The organism is Alkalihalobacillus pseudalcaliphilus, from assembly GCF_028610675.1.
GTDB lineage: Bacteria > Bacillota > Bacilli > Bacillales > Bacillaceae_D > Alkalihalobacillus > Alkalihalobacillus pseudalcaliphilus.
The window spans coordinates 320,977-344,280 of sequence record NZ_JAQQWS010000003.1 but is presented as its reverse complement, the minus strand read 5'-3'; the positions used below and the strand labels follow the sequence as shown (position 1 = coordinate 344,280).

Genomic DNA, 23,304 nt, shown 5'->3' with positions numbered 1-23,304 from the left:
GCGGAGTGACACTTAATGTGCCCTCCGTTTTTCCGTCTTTATTAATATTTGGGTTGCCAATGCGAGGATAGGCAATTCGATTAATGGGCCAATGATTAAGGCAAGAGCGATAAGCGGCTGCTCTGGAAATGCGGTAATCACGATTGCTAAAACAATGGGTGAGTTTCTAGCAATACTTAATAAACTTAAACTAACATTTGTAGATGTTGAAAAATTCGCTAGCTTACTTACCACATGGGCAGTCGCAAAATTAATAATAAAAAATAGAAGCAAAGGTAGTAATAATAAGTAAATAACCTCTAAGTTTTCGAGAAGATGATGACCTTGTGAAGCGAACATTGCCATAATGGCTAACGCTAAAAAAAGGATTTGTGCTTGAGAAAATAATGGAATCATAGATTTTATAACAAGGGAGTTGTGCCGAAAGATTCGTCTTGTTAGCCAGGCGAGTAGAAATGGTACTAATAAAACAAGTATTGTACTTTCAAGCATCGTATATAATGAGCCTAATTTAAACACCCCACCAAGTAATAACAAGTAGATAGGAAGTAAAACCATTTGTAAGAGCAGATTAATCGGTAGCACGGCTGTTGAGAGCTTGATATTACCCTTCGCCATCGATGTAAATATAAGATACCAATCCGTACACGGTGTAATGAGTAATAAGATAAACCCTAGCCATAAAGCAGGATGATCACTTAAGAAGAGACTTCCAATGGCAAATGCAATCATTGGTGTCCAAACAAAGTTAATCAAAATATTAGCGCCGATAAATCGTTTATGTTCAACCGCTTGTCTAATGTGCGGAAAAGGAACAGCTAAAAATAAGCCATATAACATTAGGAGTAAACATGGCAATATCAATGAAGCTGCAAGGTCGGAAATAAGAGTGACTTGTCCTAATAAAAGACCAATGACAACAGCTATTAGGATGACACATGTTTGAAACTTTTCGATGTTATTCATAGTAAAACCTCACAACGGTTAGATGCTGTTAAAATCATAGCATACAAAGTATGAAGTCGTCCTCAAAAAAAGGTAGCAAAGTCACTCTATAGATAAAGAATTTTTTCGTGTTAAACATTAAAAGAACCACACTGATTAGAACGTCATGTCTAAGTACGTGTGGTCCAAATGTAATTTGACGATTTTATTCACATAAATAATTGGGTTACCGTTATTCTTCACTAGAAGAGCGATTTTTTGTTTTTTCTTTATTCTTTTCATCTTTCATTTCTTCTTTTAGTTCTTCTAACGGTAACTCATCAATCGGCATCGTCGTTTGATCAACTTTTTTCTGTTGTTCAAGGTTCTTTTTAAACTTAGCTGATTCTTTCTTGTTGGTCTTTAAAGGCTTGCTCATAAAAGAATCTCCTCCTCGTCATCTTAAGGATCTTATTCCCATGTCCTATTTTGACTAAACATCTTTGCCTTAACGGGGAAACTGTTGTGAAAACTGTTGAAATACAGCTTTACTAGGCTCAGGGTAGATGTCCTTTCCAACAACTGTATTAATAATCGTCTGATTCCGTAACACTGATAACCCAAGGTTTGTTGCACTAGCTCCATGTGAATGCTCAATGTTGGTTAAGGTGAAGAGGTGGTTAGGACGTTCATTTTTAAATACGAGCCGGTAATCCTTTGAAACTTTAAAACGTTTTTCATCTTCCCAAAAAATCTCATCTTGATAATGCTCTAACCACTGTGGCAGCTTTGGTTTATAACCAGTGGCAAGAATTAATTTATCTGTAGGATATGTAAACTTATGTCCTTCTTGCCATTGCTTACAAGAAAGCTCATACCCTCCATCTCTAGCCTTAATCCCATTGGCTTCCGTTGTTGGCTGAATGGTGACTGCTAAGTCACGATCAATGGAACGATTATATAATAAATGATAGATCGCCTGTAAGGTTTTAGGATCTACACCATTTCGTAGGGGATCTAAGGTTTCTAAAGCATCTAATCGTTCCTGGAAAGGAAGTTCATGGAAGTAGTGAACATATTCTGGTGAGAACACCTCTTTCCCGAGTTTTGCATCCTCTTTTTGAAAAAAACCTCCAGAGCGTGTGAACCATGTAAGTTCATATTCATAATATTTCTGCTCAAGTAATAAGTCGTAAAAAACTTCAGCAGCACTTTGACCTGAGCCCATTACGGTAATGGCTTTCCCTTGTTTGATACTTTGGGCAGAGTGGACATATTGGCTCGTATGAATCACATCTTCATTTTTGTAGTCCTCAAAACCAGGAGGAAGGTTAGGGACAGACCCTGTGCCAAGGACAAGATGCTTACAGAAATACGTTTCTGTTTGTTCAGTAGCTGTATGTTGAACGGTTACTTCATAACACGGCTTAGTCGTGTTGGCATCTTTAACGTCAATGACTTTATGACCGAAATGACAATCTTTTAACTGGTTGGCAACCCATTGGCAATATTTATTATATTCTTTTCTTGGAATATCAAAGCGATTAAAAAAGTAAAACTGGTACATGCGATCGTGGTGGTGTAAATAATTAAGAAACGTATAAGGGCTTGTCGGGTCAGCAAATGTGACAAGATCGGCAATAAAAGGTGTCTGCAAATCCATGCCTTCAATAAGCATACCTGGATGCCATTCAAATGTATCCGTTTGATCGAAAAAGAGAGCATCAACTTCGTCAAGTGGTTCAATAAGTGCAGCTAAACTTAAATTAAAGGGGCCTATTCCTACACCGATTAAGTCATATATTTTTTGAGTGGTCATCGTTTATCTCCTCGTCTTTTAAAATGCATTTTCATTATTTTTCCCTAACTGAAAAGAAATGAAACAACGTATAGAAAAAGGAGGGTTAATTGGGAAAAAGAAGAATAGTTAAGTGTATAATCGCGAGAAGGGCAAAGGATATGATGAAAAGAAAAAAAGGAGCATTATTAGTTTGTTTAGGCTTAAGTATCTGGTTAGTAACAGGCTGTATGAATACGACCGCGAGCGATGAGGACGAAGGTGAAGAGACTGTCACGAAGTATGCACCACCTATGTTGGAGGTCGAGAATTCAAAATCAGAGGGGGAGGCAATTTCCCTTTTTGATATTCGCTTAAACAAGAACGAGGAAATGATTGAATTAATCCAACCAAATGGAGAGGTTGCGGTTCTAGCAGATGAATGGCCAACAGAACCTACAATATCTGGTGACCAGACAAAGGCACTTTATATTGCTCCTTTACAATTTGAAGTACTAGGTGATGTGTATGTGGTCGACTTAATAACGGGGGAACAAGAGATTGTAGTTAGCGGAAATCAAGAGGAACAAGATATACCAAAATATGTAGCTTGGGATCCCAAAACCACCGATCATTTTTATATGACATACGGATTAGCTTACGGTACAGTAGCGGCAGGCGGCAACATTTACAAAGTTGATACGGAGACAGGAACTAAAGAAGCATTAACTGAATATGAAAATAATATTCAAGTTACAGGTCTTAAGATTCAAGGTAATATCCTTTATTACTTTGGCATTGAATATACCGATGATATACTCAATGACTATGTACCCTATGTGAATTTTATCGAATTAGAAGAGTAATCGACTCATACAAACCACGAGTTATACAGCTACCTGTCCGTTATTTGATTTGTTCGATTAGAGAGTTATGTGAAGTTACTCGCGTGTTTAGGTTAAGAAACTGATCGAATAGACTCCTAGCGGGTAGTTATTGTTATACTCCAAACTTTCAGATTGCAGTTGCCACGGTTGAAGAAGTTGAGTATAATAACTAGAAATATCAATGTCCGTGATGAAGAGAGTAATGGTGGTGGGGTTAAAGCGAGTTAGGGTTGGTGTGAGCCTAATAACGAAACCATGATGAAGCGCACTTCTGAGACGCATCCTGAATCGAAAAGTAGGGAATGCCGGTCGCTCACCGATAATGAGCATGAAGTAGGCTTTCAGAAAAGAAAGCAATCAGAGTGGTACCGCGGGGAAATCTCGTCTCTATTTTTAGAGGCGGGATTTTTTTATTGAGCAAAATAGCTAGGAGGATATGACATGAGTGGAAAATTAGTGTTTATTGAACAGTTAGAGCAAGCATTAAAAGGACTAAAGTCGAAAGAAGAAATAGAGGTCTTACTTGAAAAACCAAAATTTGAGGAGCAAGGAGATCTCGCATTTCCGTGTTTTACCTTAGCGAAAGAATGGAAAAAGTCGCCTCAATTAATAGCGACTGAAATGTCAAAAGTGATAGAGTCGGAGTGGTTTGAGCGTGTTGAAGCGGCTGGACCTTATTTAAATGTATTTCTTCAAAAAGGGAAAGTTAGTCAATCCGTCATCCAATCTGTGCTCGAACAAGGTTGCCAATATGGGTCTAATCAGCAAGGGGTTAATCAAACGATTACGATCGACTATTCCTCACCCAATATTGCGAAACCTTTTTCGATGGGGCATCTTCGCTCAACCGTCATTGGCAATGCCTTAGCAAATATGTCAGAAAAAAATGGTTTTAAAGCGGTTAGAATTAATCACTTAGGTGACTGGGGTACACAATTTGGGAAATTGATGGTTGCTTATAAAAATTGGGGAGAGGAAGAGAAAGTTAAGCAAAGTCCGATTAGAGAGCTGCTTGCCTTATATGTGAAATTCCACGAGGAAGCGGAACAGGCCAAGGAGTTAGAAGAAGAAGCAAGAGCTTGGTTTAAAAAGCTTGAGGACCAAGATACAGAGGCTACTCAGCTATGGACTTGGTTTAAGGATGAATCACTGAAAGAGTTTGAAAAGATTTATAAGCTCTTAGATGTGCCCTTTGATTCGTATCACGGTGAAGCCTTTTATAATAATAAAATGGACGCAGTTATCAGGGAGCTTGAAAAAAAAGGATTATTAGAAAGATCTGAGGGAGCCGATGTCGTTTCGCTCCATGAGGCAGAACTTCCTCCATGCCTCATTCGTAAATCAGATGGTGCAACCCTATATGCAACGAGAGATTTAGCTGCAGCTTTGTATAGAAAATCTACGTATAACTTTTCACATTCGTTGTATGTTGTTGGGCACGAACAAAGCCTGCATTTTCAACAGCTAAAGCTCGTCTTGAACAAAATGGGTCACACATGGTCCGAACAAATGGAACATATTCCATTCGGTTTTATTTTACAAAAAGGCAGAAAAATGTCGACTAGAAAAGGTCGGGTCATTCTTCTCGAACAAGTCATTGAAGAGGCAATTCAATTAGCAGAAAAGAATATTAATGAGAAAAACCCAGAGTTGGCGAATAAGCAGCAAGTAGCCCGGGAAGTGGGGGTCGGCTCGATTATTTTCCATGATCTTAAAAACGAAAAGCAGAATAATGTAGAATTCTCATTAGAAGATATGCTTCGGTTTGAAGGAACTACAGGTCCTTATGTCCAATATACTCATGCAAGGGCGTGTTCGATTCTAAGAAAAGCCTCCCTAGAGGAGTTTGGAACGGTCGGACAAGATTTAACTGATGACTATAGTTGGAAGGTAGTGAAACAAATTGAACAATTTCCAATAATCGTCCAAAGAAGCTTTGAATGGAGGGAGCCCTCTAAAATCGCTAAGTATGTGTTAGAATTAGCCCAAGAATTTAATAAGTATTACAGTCACGTCAAAATTTTAGTCGACGATCAAGAGCTTAAATCACGTATTGCACTAGTCAAAGCTGTTACGATTGTTTTAAATGAGGGCCTACGTTTATTAGGTATCAAAGCTCCTGAACAAATGTAATCAATTGAAGGAAATGAGGGATTTACGTGGCGGGTAAAATTGAGGGAATCTATTTAGGTAAACCAAAAGAAATCATGATGAACGGCAAGCAAGTAAGAACGAGTATCTTTAAGGAACCGCTCTTTTCAACCGTTCAAGTCAATGAATTAGGAGTAATTGGTGATACACAATCTGACCAAGTGCACCACGGCGGCATTGACATGGCCTTATGTCTGTATGCGCAAGAGCACTATCCATATTGGGAGGAGAAGCTTGGTCGTAACATCGGAGAATCGGCTTTTGGTGAAAATTTAACCGTATCTTCGCTTACAGAGGAAGACGTCCGTATTGGCGATGTGTATAAAGTAGGAGATGTTCGAATAGAAATTAGTCAACCACGTTCACCATGTTATAAAATTGGACTCAAGCACAAGGAGCCGAAAATGGCTTTATGGGTCAATGAAAAAGGCTGGAGTGGCTATTATGCACGCGTGCTTGAAGCTGGGAATATGACCGTTGGTGACAAGCTTGAACTCGTTGAACGTATGGACGGCAACCCTACTATCTTAGAAGTGAATAAGGCTCGTTACTGGAAAGAGGCGACAGAATCTGATTGGGCTAAATTAGTAAAGGTTCGTCAGCTCTCGCAAGAATGGAGAGAACATTTTCAAAAAAGACTCGATAAAGCTCGACAATCTTAGGATCTTTCTGTGAGAAATACGCTTAATGATTGAACTGCCCCCCTCTTGTTGGATACTAATAAACAATGGGGATCAGTTTTTTTATGTGTTTTGTTTGAAACGCTTGGTTAGTCGTATACGTAGAGGTAAAAGATAAATAAAAAAGGAGGGATTAGGTGTTAAAACCAAATATCACAGCAACACCATTCAAATCGAATATTGATGAGGACGTAGACATTAAGATAAGTGGTTGTCAGTCGCGAGAAAAGGTAACAATAAAAGCTTTTTTATTCGATGACCGGCATGAGCCATTTATATCAGAAGCAACATTTTTAGCCGATGAACAAGGCAAATTAGATTTAGGAAGGAATGCACCGATTGAAGGGACGTATACCGGTGTTGATCAAAATGGCCTCTTTTGGTCTGCGGTTCATCAAAAGAAAAAGCATGATGACTATTATATGAAATCAAATACCAATGATGTAAAAATATCTGTACAATTACTTATAGAAAACAAGCTCGTCGATGAAGTTGAAATCGTTCGTTCCTTTTATCAGGAAGATGTTAGGGTAACGAAAGTGAATGAAAAAGGTATCGTTGGCACAATATTTCAACCGAAGAAAAAGGGCAATTTCCCGAATGTGATTTTATTAGCGGGATCTGACGGGGGTTCGCTTGCATCAGCGGCTTCATTATTAGCATCACAGGGCTATTGTGTGTTCGATCTTGCGTATTTTAACCAAGAGGGTGTACCGAAAAATCTTGAAAGCATACCTTTAGAGTATTTTGAGCAAGCCATTCAATTATTACAAACTCAAACTAACAATCAAGATAAAGTGGCACTGATCGGCTATTCGAGAGGGGCTGAGTTAGCGTTGTTACTTGCTTCTGAATTTAATCAGTTTTCAGCTGTGATTGCGGGTGCTCCCGGAGCGTACATCACATCTGGTTTGAGAAATTCCATTTTTGCACCTATCCCCTCATGGACTTTTAAAAATCAAGCAAAGCCATATTTGAAATTCCAACATCGCCCTACTCAAATGTTTGGTCTTATGAAAAACTGGTTCTTAAGGAAGCCAGCTTCGTTCTTGGGGATTTGGGATGATAGTCTCAAGAAAATCGATGAGTTAGAGGAGATGCGAATTAAAGTAGAAAATATTAAAGCTCCTGTCTTACTCGTATCGGGAGACAAAGATCAAATTTGGCCAGCTTCTATGTTTGCAGATATCATAAAGAGGAAGCTACCCCGGGTTGAGCATTTACAATATGAACATGGCGGTCATTTCATAGCATTTCCTTATGCCTTACCTCATTTACCAGCTAATATATATGAACATGTTGGTGGAGGTATGGTTATGGATAGTGGGGGAACCAAAAAAGCAAATGCATGTGCAGCTAAAGATTCGTGGCCAGTTCTGTTAAATTTTATTAGAAAACATGCTCATGATTGAACATAGAACAGAGCTACGCTGCACCATGTTAGTCATTCATCGACATCATTGTTTGGGGTTTCTCAATGAACCAAGTGTCATTTTCACGAAAGGCGACCATTCCTTTATCTGTTTGGAAGTTGCCAACCCAATAACCAGCAATAATTACATAATTAGGTCGCTGATGGTAAGACGTTTGTACCCAAACTAATTCACCTCCACCAATGGAATATGATTCAACTTGATTCATTTCCTCATTTTCATAGGACAGGGTGACATTTCTTTCGATAGAAGGGGTTCCTTGAATGTAAGAGTGCAAGGTTGCATTTATTTGTTGCTCATCATTTAATACAGCCGATATATCAGCAAAATTTGATTGCACAGAATAAATAGATTCAGAGACTTGGGCGAGAATGATTTCTAGTTCATCTAAAGAATAAATACGGCTCTTCTCTTCTTGCCAGTCATCAAGGAATTCCACATTCATTTGATATTTCTCAGCTAATTTCAGTACCTGATTCTGTTCATTTGAACAACCGATTAAAATAAGGAGCGAAAGGGGGATGAAATAATACAGAGTACGAAACACGATGAATTCTCCTTTTTTCATAATAAATTGACAGGACTTCTGTTGTGGGTGTTATTTGATGTTTTATTCCCTTTAATTAGGAGTTGAAACGCAGTATACTAAACAAACGTAATTTTCATGAAAATAATAGGAGTTCAAACGTATGTAGGAAAAGCCGAGAAGTAACAACATAAACGGTGAAAGTAGCTTTTGTCTTTAACTTGGTACTTCATTCAATTTAATTTTGTTCTTTTTCATTTTAAATGAATGTTGTAAGAATGTTTTTTTCTTGAGAATTTTTAATAATCCAAGCGGGCGAGTTATGCGGAGACTCCTGCGGAACCTAGTGGTAGGCTGAAATCCATTAACGAAGCTAGTTAGTTCAGTGCCACGCGAGATTTTCGGTAGTGGTAAGTAGAGTGCCGCATATGAGCATCAGCACTAACTTTCATACAAAGGAGTAACCTAATGAAAAAAATCATCTTGATAGGGTCTGGCGGAGCAGGGAAATCTACCTTAGCTAGAGAGTTAGGTAAGAAATTACAACTAAAAGTATTCCATCTAGATAAACTTATGTGGAAGCCCAATTGGGAGCTCGTCACTAGAGAGGAACAAATTCAAATACAGAACGAACTTGTCAAAAACGAAGCATGGATTATCGATGGAAACTATGGAGGAACCATGGATATTCGCTTTCAAGCAGCAGATACCATCCTTTTCTTAGACTACCCAAGAACACTCTGCCTGTACCGTGCAATTAAACGAACATTCCAATATAAAAATAAAACACGACCAGATATGAGGGAAGGCTGTCATGAGCGATTCGATCCAACCTTTTTAAAATGGATATGGCGATTTCCAAAAGACAAGCGACCAGATTTAATAACAAAGCTGGACAACCTTGCTTCAAATAAACATATTGTCATCATCAAATCCCCACAAAAGGCAAGAGAGTTTATCCAATCAATTTAAAAAGCCCGAAATGTAGCATGATAACTACTTTCGGACTTCTTATTTACATTTAAACTACTCGAAAATTTTACCCTTCTGATCGACATACCGATTTGTAATGATGGTTCTTTCGAATGGCTGACCATCTTTGGTCTCTCCTTGAACATCAATTGTCATGGTATATGTTTCACTTTGCTTCAATGGAATTGACTTAAGTGATAGAGAGGTATCAGACACTTTTTGATCATTCACATGAACCGTATATGTTGTTTTCTTTTCATTAATTGCACTACCTTGAAGTTCAGTTAATGAAGGTGATGTATTCAATTGAAGGTTATCACTTATCCCTCCATCAATGGTCGCAACAGCTAAGTAAGCGGTGGGCTCATCATGCTGCATCTCTAATTTCCATGTACCAGCTGCTGGGGTTGGTACAGAAAAAGTATGCAAATAGGTTCCAGCAAAAACACTGTCACTTGGCTCTGCTTGAATCTGTTTAACATCGTAAGTGACACCTTCTGGAGATTGTAACTGAGCATGACGGAGTTTGTTATTTGCTAACAGGTGGACTTCAACGGACTGTACATCCTTTTCAATAACGAAATCCTGACGCCCTTGTTGAATCAACTCGCCACCACGTACAATATGCCCTGTATTGATATGATTTCCTTCATAGGAGTGTGAGGAGGAGGGTTTGCTATTAGTTGTTAAACGATTTTGCAAATGAGGAAAAACGTGGTGCCCTTGATTGATTTCAAAATGGTCTAATCGTAATGAAGCAATTTCGTTGGCTCCTGGTAAACGTGAGCTATTTAGAGTGACCGCACCGTCATTGGTTCCGAAGCTTGATAGATAAAGCCCCCCAAAAAAGAGAACCGAACCGAAAGAGCCCCAAGATGTCCCTGAAATCGTCGAAAATGGAACGGAACTATGGCTAAACAACGGATCGGTTTCACTCCGGAAATGTGCCATCGTCCCTGTCATTAAGGAGTCTGTTCCTGCCGAACGCATTCCGACAATCTCAGCAAGCCACCAAGCCCATGAGCTATTCGCCAAATTAGCTAGTTCGCTACCGTGATGAGGAGAACCAAGAGTGATGACATTTTTTACATACTGGTCCGCCCCAAAATAGACGATAGCAGTTTGACTGTCTACCCCACCTTTACTATGAGCGACAATCGTTACTTTCTCACCAAAATAATCATAGATTTCAGGTAGTATGCCTGCAAGTAGTTCACCATTTGTCCAAATCGATTCGCTAGGGTGTAAATTTACATAAGCGGTTGGATGTCCATTTTGAAAAGCTATTTCAGGCATATCATTGTCTTCTAGCCAAGTATCAGAGGAGCCATTTAAACCATGAATAAATACGATCGGTGACTTCACCCCACTAGAAGGATGTTCACCGGCTGTCCAAGAGCCGGGAGGAGCACCTGGACCGGGTTTGCCAATGCCTAAAAAGCCAGCATCTACACGTATACTAGGCAAAAGGAAAAGAAGTAAAACAAATAAGGTGAACGCTTTCAAAATAAATTTTTTCATCATACCTCACCCCTTAAAGGAAAGAATGCTTACATATATAGGGGGAAAAGAAGGAATATGCGAAAAAATGTTCATTGCATTCGATTTTCATATAAACGACATGCTTAGAAAGACATACGTATCGGTTGTATAAATGAGTGATTATCCATACTATTAAAATAGTAAGAATTGAAAGAACTAAGTGAAGGAGAGAGGAAAAATGAAAGAGGAATGGAAGAGTGTTATTTCAACGGAAGCGCAATTACGCAAATTAAACGGTGAACCTAGTGAAATGGTAAAAAGAAAAGTAATTTCCTACGTAGATAAGCATGTAACTGATTTTATTCAAGAATCCCCTTTTCTCGTATTATCTACGGCAAATTCAGAGGGGAAGTGTGATGCTTCGCCAAGAGGAGATGGACCAGGTTTTGTCCACATTTTAAATGAGAAGCAACTTTTAATTCCAGACAGACCAGGCAACAAAAGAATGGATTCTATGTTAAATATAATGGCTAACCCACATGTTGGTCTTTTATTTCTGATTCCTGGATTAGGTGAAACATTACGAGTCAATGGCGTTGCAACAATCATTGCCGATGACGATCTCCTAAAGAATACAAGTGTCAATGAAAAGGTACCGACAGTTGGTATCGTCGTTGACGTTGAGGAGTGTTATATTCATTGTGCAAAGTCAATCATTCGTTCTCACTTATGGCAACCAGAAAGTTGGTCTAAAGACATTGACGTAGCACCAGCAGCAAAAATCGTGAAGGACCATGCCAATATGGAGGGATTAAGCGAAAGGAATGTAGGGGACCGATTAAAAGAAAGTTATACAAAGAGACTTTATTAATAATAAGATGAGAGATAGATGAAGAAATTAAGAATAAATTACATAAAAATGGAAAACCTAAACTATCTTGAATGAAGTTTGGGGGATGCTAGTTATGGTTCATATATTATCTGTTGGCACATATCAGCCACCGCATAAGATGACACAAAAATTAACGATGGAATTTGCTGAGGAGCTTTTTAGCGAAAGCTTCACAGATATTCAGAGGCTTTTACCTGTTTTTCAAAATGGACAAATTGAGAATCGTTATTTCTCAATGCCGATGGATTGGTTCGAAAAAGACCATAGTCTTGAAGAAAAAAATAACTTATACATTAAGTTAGGTGTCGATTATAGTGTTAAGGCTATTCTAGCTTGCTTAGAAAGTAATGAATTTTTAAAAGAAAAAGTAGAGGTTAGTGAGATTGATGCACTCATTTTAGTATCGAGCTCAGGCATGTCAACACCAAGTCTGGATGCAAGAATCATGAATCAATTACCTTTTTCAGCACATACGAAAAGAATGCCGTTATGGGGGTTAGGCTGTGCTGGTGGAGCCATTGGGATGAGTAGAGCGATGGAATATTGTTTGGCGTATCCAGAGCAAAACGTTCTCGTATGCTGTGTGGAATTATGTAGCTTAACCTTTCAGCGTAATGATCGGACAAAAAGTAACTTGATTGGAACCTCTCTTTTTGCAGACGGAGTTGCTTGTGCGTTAGTTTGCGGTGAACATTCGCCACTTGTGCAACGAGTAAACATACCGGTCTGGCCACGAATGCTTGCTTCCTATTCAACACTTATGCCAGATTCGGAGGAAATTATGGGGTGGGATGTGAAGGATTCAGGTTTACATGTTGTTTTTTCTCGAGATATTCCCCATGTTGTTCAGAACTGGTTTAAACCAAATGTGGAGGAGTTTTTGCACCAAAAGGGATTAGAGGTTGAACAAGTTGATGTCTTTGTCGCTCATCCTGGTGGAAAGAAGGTTTTGGATGCGTATGAAGCCGCTCTAGGCATTTCCCAAGAACTAACTCTAGAAGCAAGAGAAATACTCCGTTATAACGGAAATATGTCATCGCCAACGGTCCTGTATGTATTAGAGGAATGTATGAAAAAACAAAGACACCATGGAGAGGTTGGCTTAATGGCGGCACTTGGTCCAGGCTTTTGTTCTGAGCTTGTCTTGTTGAATTGGGGTGGAATTCATTGAGTGTATGGGTCTATTTATTTATAGGTAGTATTATGGTGCAACGATTATTTGAAGTAGTCATTGCTAACCGAAATAAGAAGTGGATGGAGGCACAAGGGGCCTTTGAAGTTGGTAAAGAGCATTACCCCTTCATGGTTCTTATGCATATAGGTTTCTTTTTTGCGTTAATAGCAGAAATGGTCTGGAAGCAACCCCAGCTTACTAGTTGGGCGGCAGTACCTTTTTGTTTATTCATTATTGCTCAAATGATTCGGATTTGGGCACTTACGTCACTCGGTCGTTATTGGAATACGCGTATTATTGTTTTACCAGGAGCTAAAGTCATTACGAAAGGTCCTTATCAATTTATGCGGCACCCCAATTATGTTGTTGTCGTCATTGAGCTATTATGTTTGCCACTCATTTTCCAGGCGTATTGGACGGCACTCATTTTTTCTAGCTTAAATCTGCTCATTCTTTCGATTCGAATCAAGTCTGAAGAGAGGGCATTAAAGGCAGATACCAATTATCAAGATGTGTTTGAAAAACGAAATCGTTTTATACCTCGCCCATCTGAGACCGAGTAGGTGTTGTCAGCTCTAAGTATGGGAACTACAATAGATAGATAAGCAATAGGCATTTCATGAAGGTGAGGCAGAGATAATAACATGAGTAAAAAGAAAAAAATGCGATTTGAAGTACAAGATGGGGAAACCATTTCAGATTGTCTCGATAGAATGGCAAAAGAAGGCTATCAACCAGTGAGACGAATTGAAAAACCTGTATTCTCTGAGGAGAAACAAGGACAAAATGTCCACTACGAACCATTTAAACAACAAATTATGTTTGAAGGAATATTAGTAGAAGGCGAACGATAAAATTTGTTTTGATCAAAACGTTCGATTTTTCGTTGACATTTTAATGTGTTACTTGTAAGATGAAGGTGAAAACAAGATAAATACGAAATTACCTCATATAATCCTGGGGATAAGGCCCAAAAGTTTCTACCTAATGACCGTAAATCGTTAGACTATGAGGGGAAGTTTGACACTATCATCTTAACGAAGCATTTAGATGATTTCCGTCTGCCTAAAAGCGTAGAATTAGCTTACTTTCTCTCGAAATTATCGATGATAAAGGGTCTAATTCTATGCTTTTTTTGTATTACTTAGGGGAGATGGGTTGTGCCTTGAGGTTAATTGGTCATTCATTTCTTGGGTTGGAGCAAGCTTCTTGGTTCGTACACTTCTCATACAAAACTTCTATGATGACTTGCTGAGCAACTTGTCACCAACAAACACGAAAGTTGGATATTGACTTTAGCTTGGTGGCTTTTCATTCACTTTGTTTTTGTTGTTATTTCTTTTTAATGAAGGCAATTTGTACTTGAGAATGAGCAGCCCCCAGCGGGCGAGTCATGCGGGACTCCCGTGGGACGTAGTGGTAGAGCTGAGATCCGCTGGCTTCGCCGATTAGCTCAGCGCCACGTGATTGTCTCGGAGTATGATTTTCTGTAGCGGTAAGTAGAAATCCGCACCCAATCATTAGTATCACTTTCAATCAAAATAGATGAAATTAAAAAGCTACCAAGTAAAGTAGCAATAGCCTAATAAACTACTATCTTTATAGAATGAAATAAACCTTTGGGAGAGATGTTCATGAAGCCACTTGTCGGTGTCATTATGGGAAGTACGTCAGATTGGGAAACGATGAAGCTCACGTGTCATGTCTTAGAAGAATTAGAGATTCCTTATGAAAAGAAGGTGGTATCTGCACATCGAACACCTGATTTCATGTTTCAATATGCGGAAGAAGCAAGGGGTAACGGTCTTAAAGTCATAATCGCTGGTGCAGGTGGTGCAGCGCATTTGCCTGGTATGGTTGCAGCGAAAACAACATTACCTGTTATCGGTGTTCCTGTACAATCGAAAGCACTTCAAGGCTTAGATTCTTTATTTTCAATCGTGCAAATGCCAGGAGGGGTACCTGTAGCGACCGTTGCAATTGGAAACGCTGGTGCGACAAACGCAGGACTATTAGCGGCTGAAATTTTAGGTGCTTTTGATGATGGAGTAGCTGAACGACTAACAGAACGTCGTCAAAAAACGAAGCAACAAGTTTTAGAAAGTAGTGACACATTATGAAGCAACCATTACAGCCAGGAGCAACAATCGGAATTATTGGTGGCGGACAACTAGGGAGAATGATGGCACTATCTGCTAGACAAATGGGCTATCGTATTGCGGTGTTAGAGCCCAACCCTGATTCACCATGTGGGCAGGTAGCAGATGTTCAAATAGAAAAAGCGTATGATGATCTAGAAGGAGCAAAATTGCTTGCAGATGTGTCAGATCTTGTGACATATGAATTTGAAAATATTGACCAAGAGACGGCAGCGTGGATTGCACGGAAATGTGATTTTCCTCAAGGTGACCAATTGTTAAAAGTGACCCAGCATCGCTTAAAGGAAAAGCAAACAGTTGCAGCCCTTGGTATGCCTGTCGTTCCACATGCAGCTATTTTATCAAATGAAGATATGGAAGCTGCTGCTCAAAAAATCGGCTTTCCGGCTGTGCTCAAAACATGCACAGGTGGTTATGATGGAAAGGGCCAAGTCATTGTTCGGCATGAAGAGCAATTAAGAGAAGTAGCATCGGATTGGGTGCAAAATCAGGAACTCGTATTAGAAGCATGGATTGATTTTCGATGTGAGGTTTCGGTGATTGTCACGCGTTCGACTCGAGGAGAAGTAAAAACGTTCCCGGTTGCCGAGAATATCCATCGCCACAATATTTTATATCGCTCCATTGTCCCTGCACGTGTTTCAGAAGAAATACAAACTCAAGCAAGAGAGATTGCTTTGACTATAGCAGAGGGGCTTCAACTTGTTGGAACGTTAGCGGTCGAATTTTTTGTTGGAAAAGATGGCACATTATATGTGAATGAGTTAGCGCCAAGACCTCATAATTCGGGACATTATACAATCGAAGCATGCGAAACTTCGCAATTCGAGCAGCATATTCGAGCAGTGTGTGGTTGGCCATTAGGTGAAACAACTTTACACAAGCCTGTTGTGATGGAGAATCTATTAGGTGAGGATCTAGCACCATTATTAGAAGAACGTTGGAAATTAAAAGACATCAAACTTCATTTATACGGGAAAGTGGAAGTAAAAGAGAAAAGAAAGATGGGACATTTAACCGTAATGGGTAAAACGATCGAAGAAGCGTTGCAAAAAATGGATGAACGCTCATAATAGATGAAGTACGTACATAGTTAATGGGAGGAATTAAGATGATTGAACGTTATACACGACCAGAAATGGGCAAAATTTGGACGGAGCAAAACCGTTATCAAGCATGGTTAGAAGTAGAAATTGTAGCATGTGAGGCTTGGGCCGAGCTAGGCGAAATTCCTAAAGAGGATGTTCAAAAAATCCGTGAAAATGCCAGCTTCGATGTAAATAGAATTTTAGAAATCGAGCAAGAAACTCGCCATGATGTCGTTGCCTTCACACGTGCAGTATCGGAAACATTAGGCGAAGAGAAAAAGTGGGTTCATTACGGATTGACGTCAACAGATGTTGTCGATACAGCTCTTTCTTATTTATTAAAGCAAGCCAATGAAATTTTATTACAGGACCTAGAGAAATTCCTCGACGTTATTAAAAATAAAGCTATCGAGCATAAGTACACGGTTATGATGGGGCGTACCCACGGTGTCCATGCTGAACCAACAACATTTGGTTTGAAGTTAGGCTTATGGTATGAGGAAATGAAGCGCAATATTGAGCGTTTTAAAGCGGCAGCAGAAGGTGTTCGCTTTGGAAAATTGTCTGGGGCAGTTGGTACATATGCCAACATTAATCCAGCCGTAGAGCAAATCGTTTGTGAAAAATTAGGACTACAGGCTGCCCCGATCTCAACACAAACTTTACAGCGTGATCGTCACGCTGACTACATGGGAACTTTAGCATTAATTGCGACATCTATTGAAAAATTTGCAGTAGAAATTCGCGGATTACAAAAAAGTGAAACACGCGAGGTTGAAGAAGCATTTGCCAAAGGTCAAAAGGGTTCATCCGCTATGCCTCACAAGCGAAACCCTATTGGATCAGAGAATATGACAGGTTTAGCCCGCGTCATTCGTGGTCATATGCTTACTGCTTATGAGAATGTACCGTTATGGCATGAGCGTGATATTTCACACTCATCTGCAGAAAGAATTATCTTACCCGATGCAACGATTGCTTTAAATTATATGTTGAATCGATTTGGTAACATCGTTAAAAACTTAACGGTATTCCCAGATAACATGAAGCGAAACATGACAAGAACGTATGGTTTAATTTATTCACAACGTGTTCTCCTATCTTTAATCGATAAAGGCTTTGCTCGTGAAGAAGCATATGACCTTGTTCAACCGAAGGCGATGGAAGCGTGGGAGCGTGGTGTTCAATTCCGCGAATTAATTGAGGCAGAAGAACAGATCACTTCCGTATTATCAGCTGAAGAAATTGAAGACTGCTTTAATTATGAGCATCATTTAAAACATGTCGACACGATTTTTACACGATTAGACCTGGATAAATAAATAGAAGAGCTGTTAAGAGCGGGTATGATGAGACGGAATGATCGTCAGCCCGCTCGATTAAAATCGATATCAAATCATAAAAATATATACTGAATTTTCGGAATTGACAGTGTCGAAAGAATGCTCGTAATAACTTAAACTTTTACGTAAATGCGGAGGGACATGATGAATAAGCTAGAGCTTTTATATGAAGGAAAAGCAAAGAAAATCTATCGAACAGAGCAAGAAAATGTCCTTTGGGTTCAATATAAAGATGATGCAACAGCTTTTAATGGGGAAAAGAAAGATACGCTTGAGGGGAAAGCTCGTTTAAATAATGAAATTTCTACACTCATTTTTACTCAGTTGAAAACAAGAGGCATTCCGAGCCATTTTATCGAACGATTGTCGGAAGTGGAACAGCTTGTTCAAAAAGTGGAAATTGTTCCGCTCGAAGTTGTTGTACGAAATATCGTAGCAGGAAGTCTGTCAAAACGTCTTGGAGTAAAAGAAGGGACCTTTTTACGAAAACCAATCGTTGAGTTCTACTATAAGGACGACGCATTGGGGGACCCTCTTATCACAGAGGCACATATTGACTTTTTGGAAGCTGCTACGGATGCTGAAGTACAAAAATTAAAGGACATGGCATTAGCCGTTAATGAACATTTAATCGAGATATTCTCTCATATTCAAATTAGATTAGTAGATTTTAAGCTTGAATTTGGTCGTACCCAATCAGGTGAACTTTTACTAGCAGATGAAATTTCACCTGACACGTGTAGACTGTGGGACAAAGAAACGAATCAACGTTTTGATAAAGACTTATTTAGACGTAATTTAGGTAGCTTACAAGAAGGTTATTCAGAAATCCTGACTCGCTTAACACAGTTTTCGTAATCGGAGACCTTGTCTAGAAGAAGGGTTAAAACCCTTTGGTAGCAGGAGATGTACGATTATTATCGCGTGTAATGGATGAGAATTACTCATAAGTATGGGGATACTTGGAGATGTGAGTGTGTAAAGAGCCTCGTTAAAACCGAGGGCACGGTTTATTGAAGGAAAAAGAGAGTGCAAGCATGAGCGATCGCGGGGGTACGGGAGAAAAAAAGTGCAATTCCTGGCAAATGTGGAATCGCTGGGTTGCGAGCAGAAAAAGAGAGAAAGCCCGAGCAAACGCTGAATCGCGGGGTTACGAGTGAACAAAAGGGTAGCAATATTCTGTTAAAGTCATCTATCGCAAAATAAATGACCAGCTAACTTCAAGGCACAAACTATCGCACCCAAGCAACTTTATACAAACCTATTAGGAGGATTCATTCATGTTAAAAGTAAAAGTGTTTGTTACATTAAGAGAGAGTGTACTAGATCCACAAGGGGTTGCTGTTAAAGGAGCTCTTCACACGATGAACTATCAAGAAGTTCAAGATGTACGTATTGGTAAATACTTAGAATTGCAAGTAGAGAAAACAGCAAATGTTGAAGAGCGTGTGAAAGAAATGTGTGAAAAAATCCTCGCTAATACAGTTATAGAAGACTATCGTTTTGAAGTTGAGGAGGTTGTGCCGTCATGAGGTTTGCCGTCATCGTTTTTCCTGGATCCAATTGTGATTCAGATATGTTCCATGCTATTCAGGATGGACTTGGAGCAGAGGTTGAATACGTCTGGCATGATGAAGCTTCCTTAGATGGATTTGATGGTATTTTATTACCTGGTGGATTCTCATATGGCGATTATCTACGTTCTGGTGCGATTGCAAGATTTTCAAAGGTCATGAACGCGGTTATTGAAGCAGCCAAAGCAGGTACACCTGTACTCGGTGTATGTAATGGATTTCAAATTTTGCTAGAGGCGGGTCTATTACCAGGTGCTATGAAAAGGAATGAAGGCTTAAAATTTATTTGCCGCCCGGTCCAATTACAAGTGGAGAACAATGAAACTTTATTTACGACTGGTTACGCTAAAGGTGAAGTAGTTACCATTCCAGTTGCTCATGGAGAGGGCAATTATGAATGTGACGAAGAAACGTTAGCAACTATCGAAAAAAATAATCAAGTCGTCTTTCGATATGTAGATGCTATTAATGGTTCTCGTAATCATATTGCAGGAATTACGAACGAAAAAGGAAATGTCCTTGGTATGATGCCGCATCCTGAAAGAGCGGTAGAAGCATTACTAGGAAGTGATGATGGCTTAAAATTATTTCAATCGATGTTACGAAATTGGAGGGAATCTCATGTTACAACAGCTTGAGCCAACAGCAACGCAAGTGAAAGAGCAGAAATTATATCAAGGTATGGGCTTAACAGATGAGGAATTTGGCTTAGTCGAGAGTATTTTAGGTCGTGCCCCGAATTATACAGAAACAGGTATTTTTTCGGTAATGTGGTCCGAGCATTGTAGCTATAAAAACTCGAAGGTATTACTCAAAAAGTTCCCCGTTGATGGAGAAAAAGTATTACAAGGGCCTGGAGAAGGAGCGGGGATTATTGATATCGGTGATGAACAAGCCGTTGTATTCAAAATTGAGAGCCATAACCACCCTTCAGCAATTGAGCCATACCAAGGTGCCGCAACAGGTGTCGGTGGTATTTTACGAGATGTTTTTTCAATGGGAGCTCGTCCAATTTCGTTATTAAACTCTTTACGTTTTGGTGAGTTAACCTCACCAAAGGTTCGTTATTTATTTGAAGAAGTCGTTGCGGGTATTGCTGGATATGGAAATTGTGTAGGTGTACCAACGGTTGGTGGTGAAGTTCAATTTGACCCATGCTATGACGGAAATCCACTCGTGAATGCGATGTGTGTAGGGTTAATTAATCATGAGGATATTCAAAAAGGTCAGGCCAAAGGTGTAGGTAATACCGTCATGTACGTAGGAGCTAGCACGGGACGTGATGGGATTCACGGTGCCACCTTTGCATCAGAAGAGTTAAGTGAAGGCTCAGAGGCAAAAAGACCAGCAGTTCAAGTGGGCGATCCATTTATGGAAAAACTTTTACTTGAAGCATGTTTAGAGCTTGTTAAATGTGAGGCATTAGTAGGGATTCAGGATATGGGGGCAGCAGGTCTTACATCCTCATCCGCTGAAATGGCAAGTAAGGCAGGTTCCGGGATTGAGATGAATCTTGATTTCATTCCACAGCGTGAAAAAGGGATGACACCTTATGAAATGATGCTGTCTGAATCACAAGAAAGAATGCTACTCGTTGTCAAGAAGGGGCAAGAGGATGAGATTAAGGAGATTGTTGAGCGTTGGGGTTTACTTTGGGCAGAAGTCGGTCATGTGACAGACGATAAAACATTGCGTTTAGTCCATCAGGGTGAAGTCGTTTGTGAGATCCCGGTAGATGCACTAGCCGAGGATGCACCAGTCTATCATAAACCTTCAAGCGTACCAGCCTATTATCAAGAGTTTCAAAAGTTAGAACCAGAGCTACCTGTTATTGCAGATAAACAAGAAACCTTACTTATGCTGCTAGCACAACCGACCATTGCAAGCAAGGAATGGGTTTATGAGCAATATGACTATATGGTGCAAACGAACACCGTGGTTAGTCCAGGATCGGATGCTGCTGTTGTACGGATTCGTGATTCGAAAAAAGCGTTAGCAATGACGACAGACTGCAACTCTCGCTATTTATATCTTGATCCTGAAGTAGGTGGCCAAATTGCTGTCGCGGAAGCAGCCCGTAATATTGTTTGTTCTGGAGGAGTTCCACTTGGATTAACAGATTGCTTGAATTATGGGAGTCCTGATAAGCCTGAAATTTTTTGGCAATTAGAAAAATCGACAGATGGTATGAGTGAGGCTTGCCGTGTGTTAGAAACACCTGTGATCGGTGGGAATGTTTCTTTATATAACGAGACAAATGGAGAAGCGGTTTACCCGACACCAGTCATTGGTATGGTCGGTTTAATTGAGGATACGAAGCATATTACGACTCAATCATTTAAAAATAGCGGCGACATTATTTATTTAATAGGTGATACAAAGAGTGAATTCGGTGGTAGTGAGCTACAGAAAATGCTAAATGGAAAAATTAGTGGGAAAGCCCCAGCTATCGACTTGAATGTCGAAAAAGAAAGGCAGGCCAAATTATTGTCGGCCATTCAACAAGAACTTGTTGCTTCTGCCCATGATGTTGCAGAAGGCGGGTTAAGTGTTGCTTTGGCTGAAAAAATGACATCAGGATCTGTGGGGGCAGAAGTACAAATTAAAGGTGAAGCAGTAAGTGCTTTATTCGCAGAGTCTCAATCTCGCTTTATTGTGACAATCAACCCAGAGAATCGTGCAGATTTTGAAGCGGTCATTCCAGAGGCTAAACAGATTGGACTTGTTACGGATACGGCTCAACTAGTCATAAAAGATGAAACAAATAGTCCCATTATTGATGTGACACAAGAGGAAATTGTGAAGGCTTGGAGAGGAGCTATTCCATGTTTGCTGAAATCAAAGGCTTAAACGAAGAATGTGGCGTTTTTGGTGTATGGGGACATAAAGATGCTGCACAGATTACTTATTATGGGCTTCACAGTTTACAGCACCGTGGTCAAGAAGGAGCAGGTATCGTTGTTTCAGATGGTGAGCATTTGAAAATTCACAAAGGGCTTGGGCTTGTGAATGATGTATTCAATCCCGACACGTTCACGAAACTTCAAGGCAATCACGCTGTCGGACATGTTCGATATGCAACAGCAGGTGGTGGAGGCTTGGCTAATGTGCAGCCTCTCCTCTTTCGTTCACAAACGGGAAGCTTGGCGATTGCTCATAACGGTAATCTAGTGAATGCCAATTATATGAAACGTCAGCTCGAGGCTCAAGGAAGCATTTTTCAATCAACCTCCGATACAGAAGTGTTAGCGCATTTAATTAAAAGAAGTGGCTTTTACAATTTAGAGGACCAAATGAGGAATGCGTTAGCCATGTTAAAAGGAGCTTATGCCTTTGTTGTGATGAATGAAAGGCAAATGATGGTTGCTCTTGATCCAAATGGATTACGCCCCTTATCACTTGGTCGCTTGGGGGATGCCTATGTTGTTGCTTCTGAAACATGTGCGTTTGATGTGATTGGAGCGACTTTTGAACGTGAGGTTGAACCAGGCGAGCTTGTCATTATCGATGAGTTTGGCTTACGTTCCACACGTTTTGTTAATAAATCAGCACGAGCTATTTGTTCGATGGAATATGTATATTTTGCGAGACCTGACAGCAATGTTGATGAGATTAATGTGCATACAGCAAGGAAAAGCTTAGGGAAGCAGCTTGCTTTAGAGGCGCCGGTTGAAGCTGACGTTGTTACAGGTGTGCCAGATTCAAGTATTTCAGCTGCGATTGGTTATGCGGAACAAACAGGGATTCCTTATGAGCTCGGAATGATTAAAAATCGTTATGTTGGTCGTACTTTTATTCAGCCCTCACAGGAATTACGTGAGCAAGGGGTGAAAATGAAACTTTCTGCTGTTCGCGGTGTTGTTGAAGGGAAACGTGTTGTGATGATCGATGATTCAATTGTCCGAGGTACAACGAGCCGAAGAATTGTCAAAATGTTAAGAGATGCAGGGGCATTAGAGGTTCATGTTCGCATTAGTTCACCCCCCATTAAAAATCCTTGCTTTTATGGGATCGATACGTCAACAACCGAGGAGTTAATTGCCTCCCAGTATTCAATCGAAGAAATGAGAGAGATGATGGGGGCTGACACGCTCGCCTTTTTATCAACAGAAGGGTTGATGAAAGGTATTGGTCGTTCTGAACAAGAGTCGAATTGCGGGCAATGTTTAGCTTGTTTTACAGGGCAATATCCAACAGAGATTTACTCAGATACATTACATCCACATGCAAAAGTATAAAGGT

The 23,304-nt window shown here is 39.9% G+C and carries 22 protein-coding genes, 1 riboswitch and 1 other annotated feature; of the genes, 17 read left to right on the top strand and 5 right to left on the bottom strand.

Annotated features, from left to right (window positions below; genetic code table 11):
• Positions 1–12 precede the first annotated feature (12 nt).
• The 3 genes from PQ479_RS10040 to PQ479_RS10030 all read right to left on the bottom strand — a co-directional run bounded on the left by PQ479_RS10040 (position 13) and on the right by PQ479_RS10030 (position 2,743).
• The gene (locus tag PQ479_RS10040) at positions 13–966 is read right to left on the bottom strand and encodes an arsenic resistance protein (RefSeq protein WP_047990051.1); all 954 of its coding nucleotides are present in this window, start codon (positions 964–966) and stop codon (positions 13–15) included.
• Between the two features lie 211 nt (positions 967–1,177).
• Positions 1,178–1,363, bottom strand: coding sequence for a hypothetical protein (locus PQ479_RS10035; RefSeq protein WP_047990050.1), 186 nt, complete (start codon positions 1,361–1,363; stop codon positions 1,178–1,180).
• A 69-nt stretch (positions 1,364–1,432) separates the two neighbouring features.
• A complete protein-coding gene (locus PQ479_RS10030; RefSeq protein WP_047990049.1) occupies positions 1,433–2,743 on the bottom strand; it encodes a lysine N(6)-hydroxylase/L-ornithine N(5)-oxygenase family protein in 1,311 nt (436 codons plus the stop codon).
• A 140-nt stretch (positions 2,744–2,883) separates the two neighbouring features.
• Between PQ479_RS10030 and PQ479_RS10025 the strand changes: the two genes are divergently transcribed.
• The 4 genes from PQ479_RS10025 to PQ479_RS10010 all read left to right on the top strand — a co-directional run bounded on the left by PQ479_RS10025 (position 2,884) and on the right by PQ479_RS10010 (position 7,831).
• Positions 2,884–3,567: a DUF4652 domain-containing protein gene (locus PQ479_RS10025; RefSeq protein ID WP_273716962.1), complete on the top strand. Its 684-nt coding sequence runs from the start codon at positions 2,884–2,886 to the stop codon at positions 3,565–3,567.
• A 199-nt stretch (positions 3,568–3,766) separates the two neighbouring features.
• Positions 3,767–3,980, top strand: a binding site (T-box leader).
• 49 nt (positions 3,981–4,029) lie between these two features.
• Positions 4,030–5,721, top strand: a complete 1,692-nt coding sequence (gene argS, locus PQ479_RS10020; protein WP_047990047.1) for an arginine--tRNA ligase — start codon at positions 4,030–4,032, stop codon at positions 5,719–5,721.
• Positions 5,722–5,747: 26 nt separating this feature from the next.
• A complete protein-coding gene (locus PQ479_RS10015; protein WP_053070501.1) occupies positions 5,748–6,401 on the top strand; it encodes an MOSC domain-containing protein in 654 nt (217 codons plus the stop codon).
• 155 nt (positions 6,402–6,556) lie between these two features.
• Positions 6,557–7,831 (top strand): acyl-CoA thioesterase/bile acid-CoA:amino acid N-acyltransferase family protein, encoded by a 1,275-nt coding sequence (locus PQ479_RS10010; protein ID WP_047990046.1) that lies wholly within the window; start codon positions 6,557–6,559, stop codon positions 7,829–7,831.
• A gap of 28 nt (positions 7,832–7,859) precedes the next feature.
• Here the strand turns inward: PQ479_RS10010 and PQ479_RS10005 are convergent, their stop codons facing one another.
• Positions 7,860–8,399 (bottom strand): hypothetical protein, encoded by a 540-nt coding sequence (locus PQ479_RS10005; protein ID WP_047990045.1) that lies wholly within the window; start codon positions 8,397–8,399, stop codon positions 7,860–7,862.
• A 447-nt stretch (positions 8,400–8,846) separates the two neighbouring features.
• Here PQ479_RS10005 and PQ479_RS10000 point away from each other — a divergent pair, with 447 nt between their 5' ends.
• Positions 8,847–9,350 carry a DNA topology modulation protein gene (locus tag PQ479_RS10000; protein WP_047990044.1) on the top strand — a complete coding sequence of 168 codons (504 nt, stop codon included), beginning with the start codon at positions 8,847–8,849 and terminating at the stop codon, positions 9,348–9,350.
• A 54-nt stretch (positions 9,351–9,404) separates the two neighbouring features.
• On the opposite strand, the gene PQ479_RS09995 is transcribed toward PQ479_RS10000, so the two are convergent.
• Positions 9,405–10,871: an esterase/lipase family protein gene (locus PQ479_RS09995; protein WP_047990043.1), complete on the bottom strand. Its 1,467-nt coding sequence runs from the start codon at positions 10,869–10,871 to the stop codon at positions 9,405–9,407.
• 199 nt (positions 10,872–11,070) lie between these two features.
• On the opposite strand from PQ479_RS09995, the gene PQ479_RS09990 reads away from it, so the two are divergent.
• The 12 genes from PQ479_RS09990 (at position 11,071) to purF (ending at position 23,300) form a co-directional block, all read left to right on the top strand.
• Positions 11,071–11,703 (top strand): pyridoxamine 5'-phosphate oxidase family protein, encoded by a 633-nt coding sequence (locus PQ479_RS09990; protein ID WP_047990042.1) that lies wholly within the window; start codon positions 11,071–11,073, stop codon positions 11,701–11,703.
• A gap of 94 nt (positions 11,704–11,797) precedes the next feature.
• A complete protein-coding gene (locus PQ479_RS09985) occupies positions 11,798–12,895 on the top strand; it encodes a type III polyketide synthase (RefSeq protein WP_047990041.1) in 1,098 nt (365 codons plus the stop codon).
• The gene (locus tag PQ479_RS09980) at positions 12,892–13,461 is read left to right on the top strand and encodes an isoprenylcysteine carboxyl methyltransferase family protein (protein ID WP_273716961.1); all 570 of its coding nucleotides are present in this window, start codon (positions 12,892–12,894) and stop codon (positions 13,459–13,461) included. Before PQ479_RS09985 ends, PQ479_RS09980 begins: the two co-directional genes overlap by 4 nt.
• An 81-nt stretch (positions 13,462–13,542) precedes the next feature.
• Positions 13,543–13,752 carry an NETI motif-containing protein gene (locus PQ479_RS09975; protein ID WP_047990040.1) on the top strand — a complete coding sequence of 70 codons (210 nt, stop codon included), beginning with the start codon at positions 13,543–13,545 and terminating at the stop codon, positions 13,750–13,752.
• Positions 13,753–13,825: 73 nt separating this feature from the next.
• Positions 13,826–13,927, top strand: a riboswitch (purine riboswitch).
• 605 nt (positions 13,928–14,532) lie between these two features.
• A complete protein-coding gene (gene purE / locus PQ479_RS09970; protein WP_047990039.1) occupies positions 14,533–15,018 on the top strand; it encodes a 5-(carboxyamino)imidazole ribonucleotide mutase in 486 nt (161 codons plus the stop codon).
• Positions 15,015–16,130 carry a 5-(carboxyamino)imidazole ribonucleotide synthase gene (purK, locus tag PQ479_RS09965; protein WP_047990038.1) on the top strand — a complete coding sequence of 372 codons (1,116 nt, stop codon included), beginning with the start codon at positions 15,015–15,017 and terminating at the stop codon, positions 16,128–16,130. The genes purE and purK overlap by 4 nt, the downstream gene beginning before the upstream one ends.
• A gap of 38 nt (positions 16,131–16,168) precedes the next feature.
• A complete protein-coding gene (gene purB, locus PQ479_RS09960) occupies positions 16,169–17,467 on the top strand; it encodes an adenylosuccinate lyase (RefSeq protein ID WP_047990037.1) in 1,299 nt (432 codons plus the stop codon).
• 165 nt (positions 17,468–17,632) lie between these two features.
• On the top strand, positions 17,633–18,346 hold the full coding sequence (gene purC, locus PQ479_RS09955) for a phosphoribosylaminoimidazolesuccinocarboxamide synthase (RefSeq protein ID WP_047990036.1): 714 nt from the start codon (positions 17,633–17,635) through the stop codon (positions 18,344–18,346).
• 422 nt (positions 18,347–18,768) lie between these two features.
• Positions 18,769–19,020 carry a phosphoribosylformylglycinamidine synthase subunit PurS gene (purS, locus tag PQ479_RS09950; protein WP_047990035.1) on the top strand — a complete coding sequence of 84 codons (252 nt, stop codon included), beginning with the start codon at positions 18,769–18,771 and terminating at the stop codon, positions 19,018–19,020.
• Positions 19,017–19,700, top strand: coding sequence for a phosphoribosylformylglycinamidine synthase subunit PurQ (purQ, locus tag PQ479_RS09945; protein ID WP_047990034.1), 684 nt, complete (start codon positions 19,017–19,019; stop codon positions 19,698–19,700). The genes purS and purQ overlap by 4 nt, the downstream gene beginning before the upstream one ends.
• A complete protein-coding gene (purL, locus tag PQ479_RS09940; protein WP_047990033.1) occupies positions 19,684–21,912 on the top strand; it encodes a phosphoribosylformylglycinamidine synthase subunit PurL in 2,229 nt (742 codons plus the stop codon). Before purQ ends, purL begins: the two co-directional genes overlap by 17 nt.
• Complete coding sequence (gene purF, locus PQ479_RS09935; RefSeq protein WP_047990032.1) at positions 21,888–23,300, top strand: amidophosphoribosyltransferase; 1,413 nt, start codon at positions 21,888–21,890, stop codon at positions 23,298–23,300. The genes purL and purF overlap by 25 nt, the downstream gene beginning before the upstream one ends.
• Positions 23,301–23,304 lie beyond the last annotated feature (4 nt).

What these genes read in the sequence shown, in the direction of transcription:
- PQ479_RS09995 (WP_047990043.1), bottom strand. Translation starts at nt 10,871, where the DNA reads ATGAAAAAATTTATTTTGAAAGCGTTCACCTTATTTGTTTTACTTCTT.
- PQ479_RS09985 (WP_047990041.1), top strand. Translation starts at nt 11,798, where the DNA reads ATGGTTCATATATTATCTGTTGGCACATATCAGCCACCGCATAAGATG.
- PQ479_RS09975 (WP_047990040.1), top strand. Translation starts at nt 13,543, where the DNA reads ATGAGTAAAAAGAAAAAAATGCGATTTGAAGTACAAGATGGGGAAACC.
- PQ479_RS10035 (WP_047990050.1), bottom strand. Translation starts at nt 1,363, where the DNA reads ATGAGCAAGCCTTTAAAGACCAACAAGAAAGAATCAGCTAAGTTTAAA.
- PQ479_RS10030 (WP_047990049.1), bottom strand. Translation starts at nt 2,743, where the DNA reads ATGACCACTCAAAAAATATATGACTTAATCGGTGTAGGAATAGGCCCC.
- purB (WP_047990037.1), top strand. Translation starts at nt 16,169, where the DNA reads ATGATTGAACGTTATACACGACCAGAAATGGGCAAAATTTGGACGGAG.
- purQ (WP_047990034.1), top strand. Translation starts at nt 19,017, where the DNA reads ATGAGGTTTGCCGTCATCGTTTTTCCTGGATCCAATTGTGATTCAGAT.
- argS (WP_047990047.1), top strand. Translation starts at nt 4,030, where the DNA reads ATGAGTGGAAAATTAGTGTTTATTGAACAGTTAGAGCAAGCATTAAAA.
- PQ479_RS09990 (WP_047990042.1), top strand. Translation starts at nt 11,071, where the DNA reads ATGAAAGAGGAATGGAAGAGTGTTATTTCAACGGAAGCGCAATTACGC.
- purC (WP_047990036.1), top strand. Translation starts at nt 17,633, where the DNA reads ATGAATAAGCTAGAGCTTTTATATGAAGGAAAAGCAAAGAAAATCTAT.
- PQ479_RS10000 (WP_047990044.1), top strand. Translation starts at nt 8,847, where the DNA reads ATGAAAAAAATCATCTTGATAGGGTCTGGCGGAGCAGGGAAATCTACC.
- PQ479_RS10040 (WP_047990051.1), bottom strand. Translation starts at nt 966, where the DNA reads ATGAATAACATCGAAAAGTTTCAAACATGTGTCATCCTAATAGCTGTT.
- purF (WP_047990032.1), top strand. Translation starts at nt 21,888, where the DNA reads ATGTTTGCTGAAATCAAAGGCTTAAACGAAGAATGTGGCGTTTTTGGT.
- purS (WP_047990035.1), top strand. Translation starts at nt 18,769, where the DNA reads ATGTTAAAAGTAAAAGTGTTTGTTACATTAAGAGAGAGTGTACTAGAT.
- purK (WP_047990038.1), top strand. Translation starts at nt 15,015, where the DNA reads ATGAAGCAACCATTACAGCCAGGAGCAACAATCGGAATTATTGGTGGC.
- PQ479_RS10025 (WP_273716962.1), top strand. Translation starts at nt 2,884, where the DNA reads ATGATGAAAAGAAAAAAAGGAGCATTATTAGTTTGTTTAGGCTTAAGT.
- purE (WP_047990039.1), top strand. Translation starts at nt 14,533, where the DNA reads ATGAAGCCACTTGTCGGTGTCATTATGGGAAGTACGTCAGATTGGGAA.
- purL (WP_047990033.1), top strand. Translation starts at nt 19,684, where the DNA reads ATGTTACAACAGCTTGAGCCAACAGCAACGCAAGTGAAAGAGCAGAAA.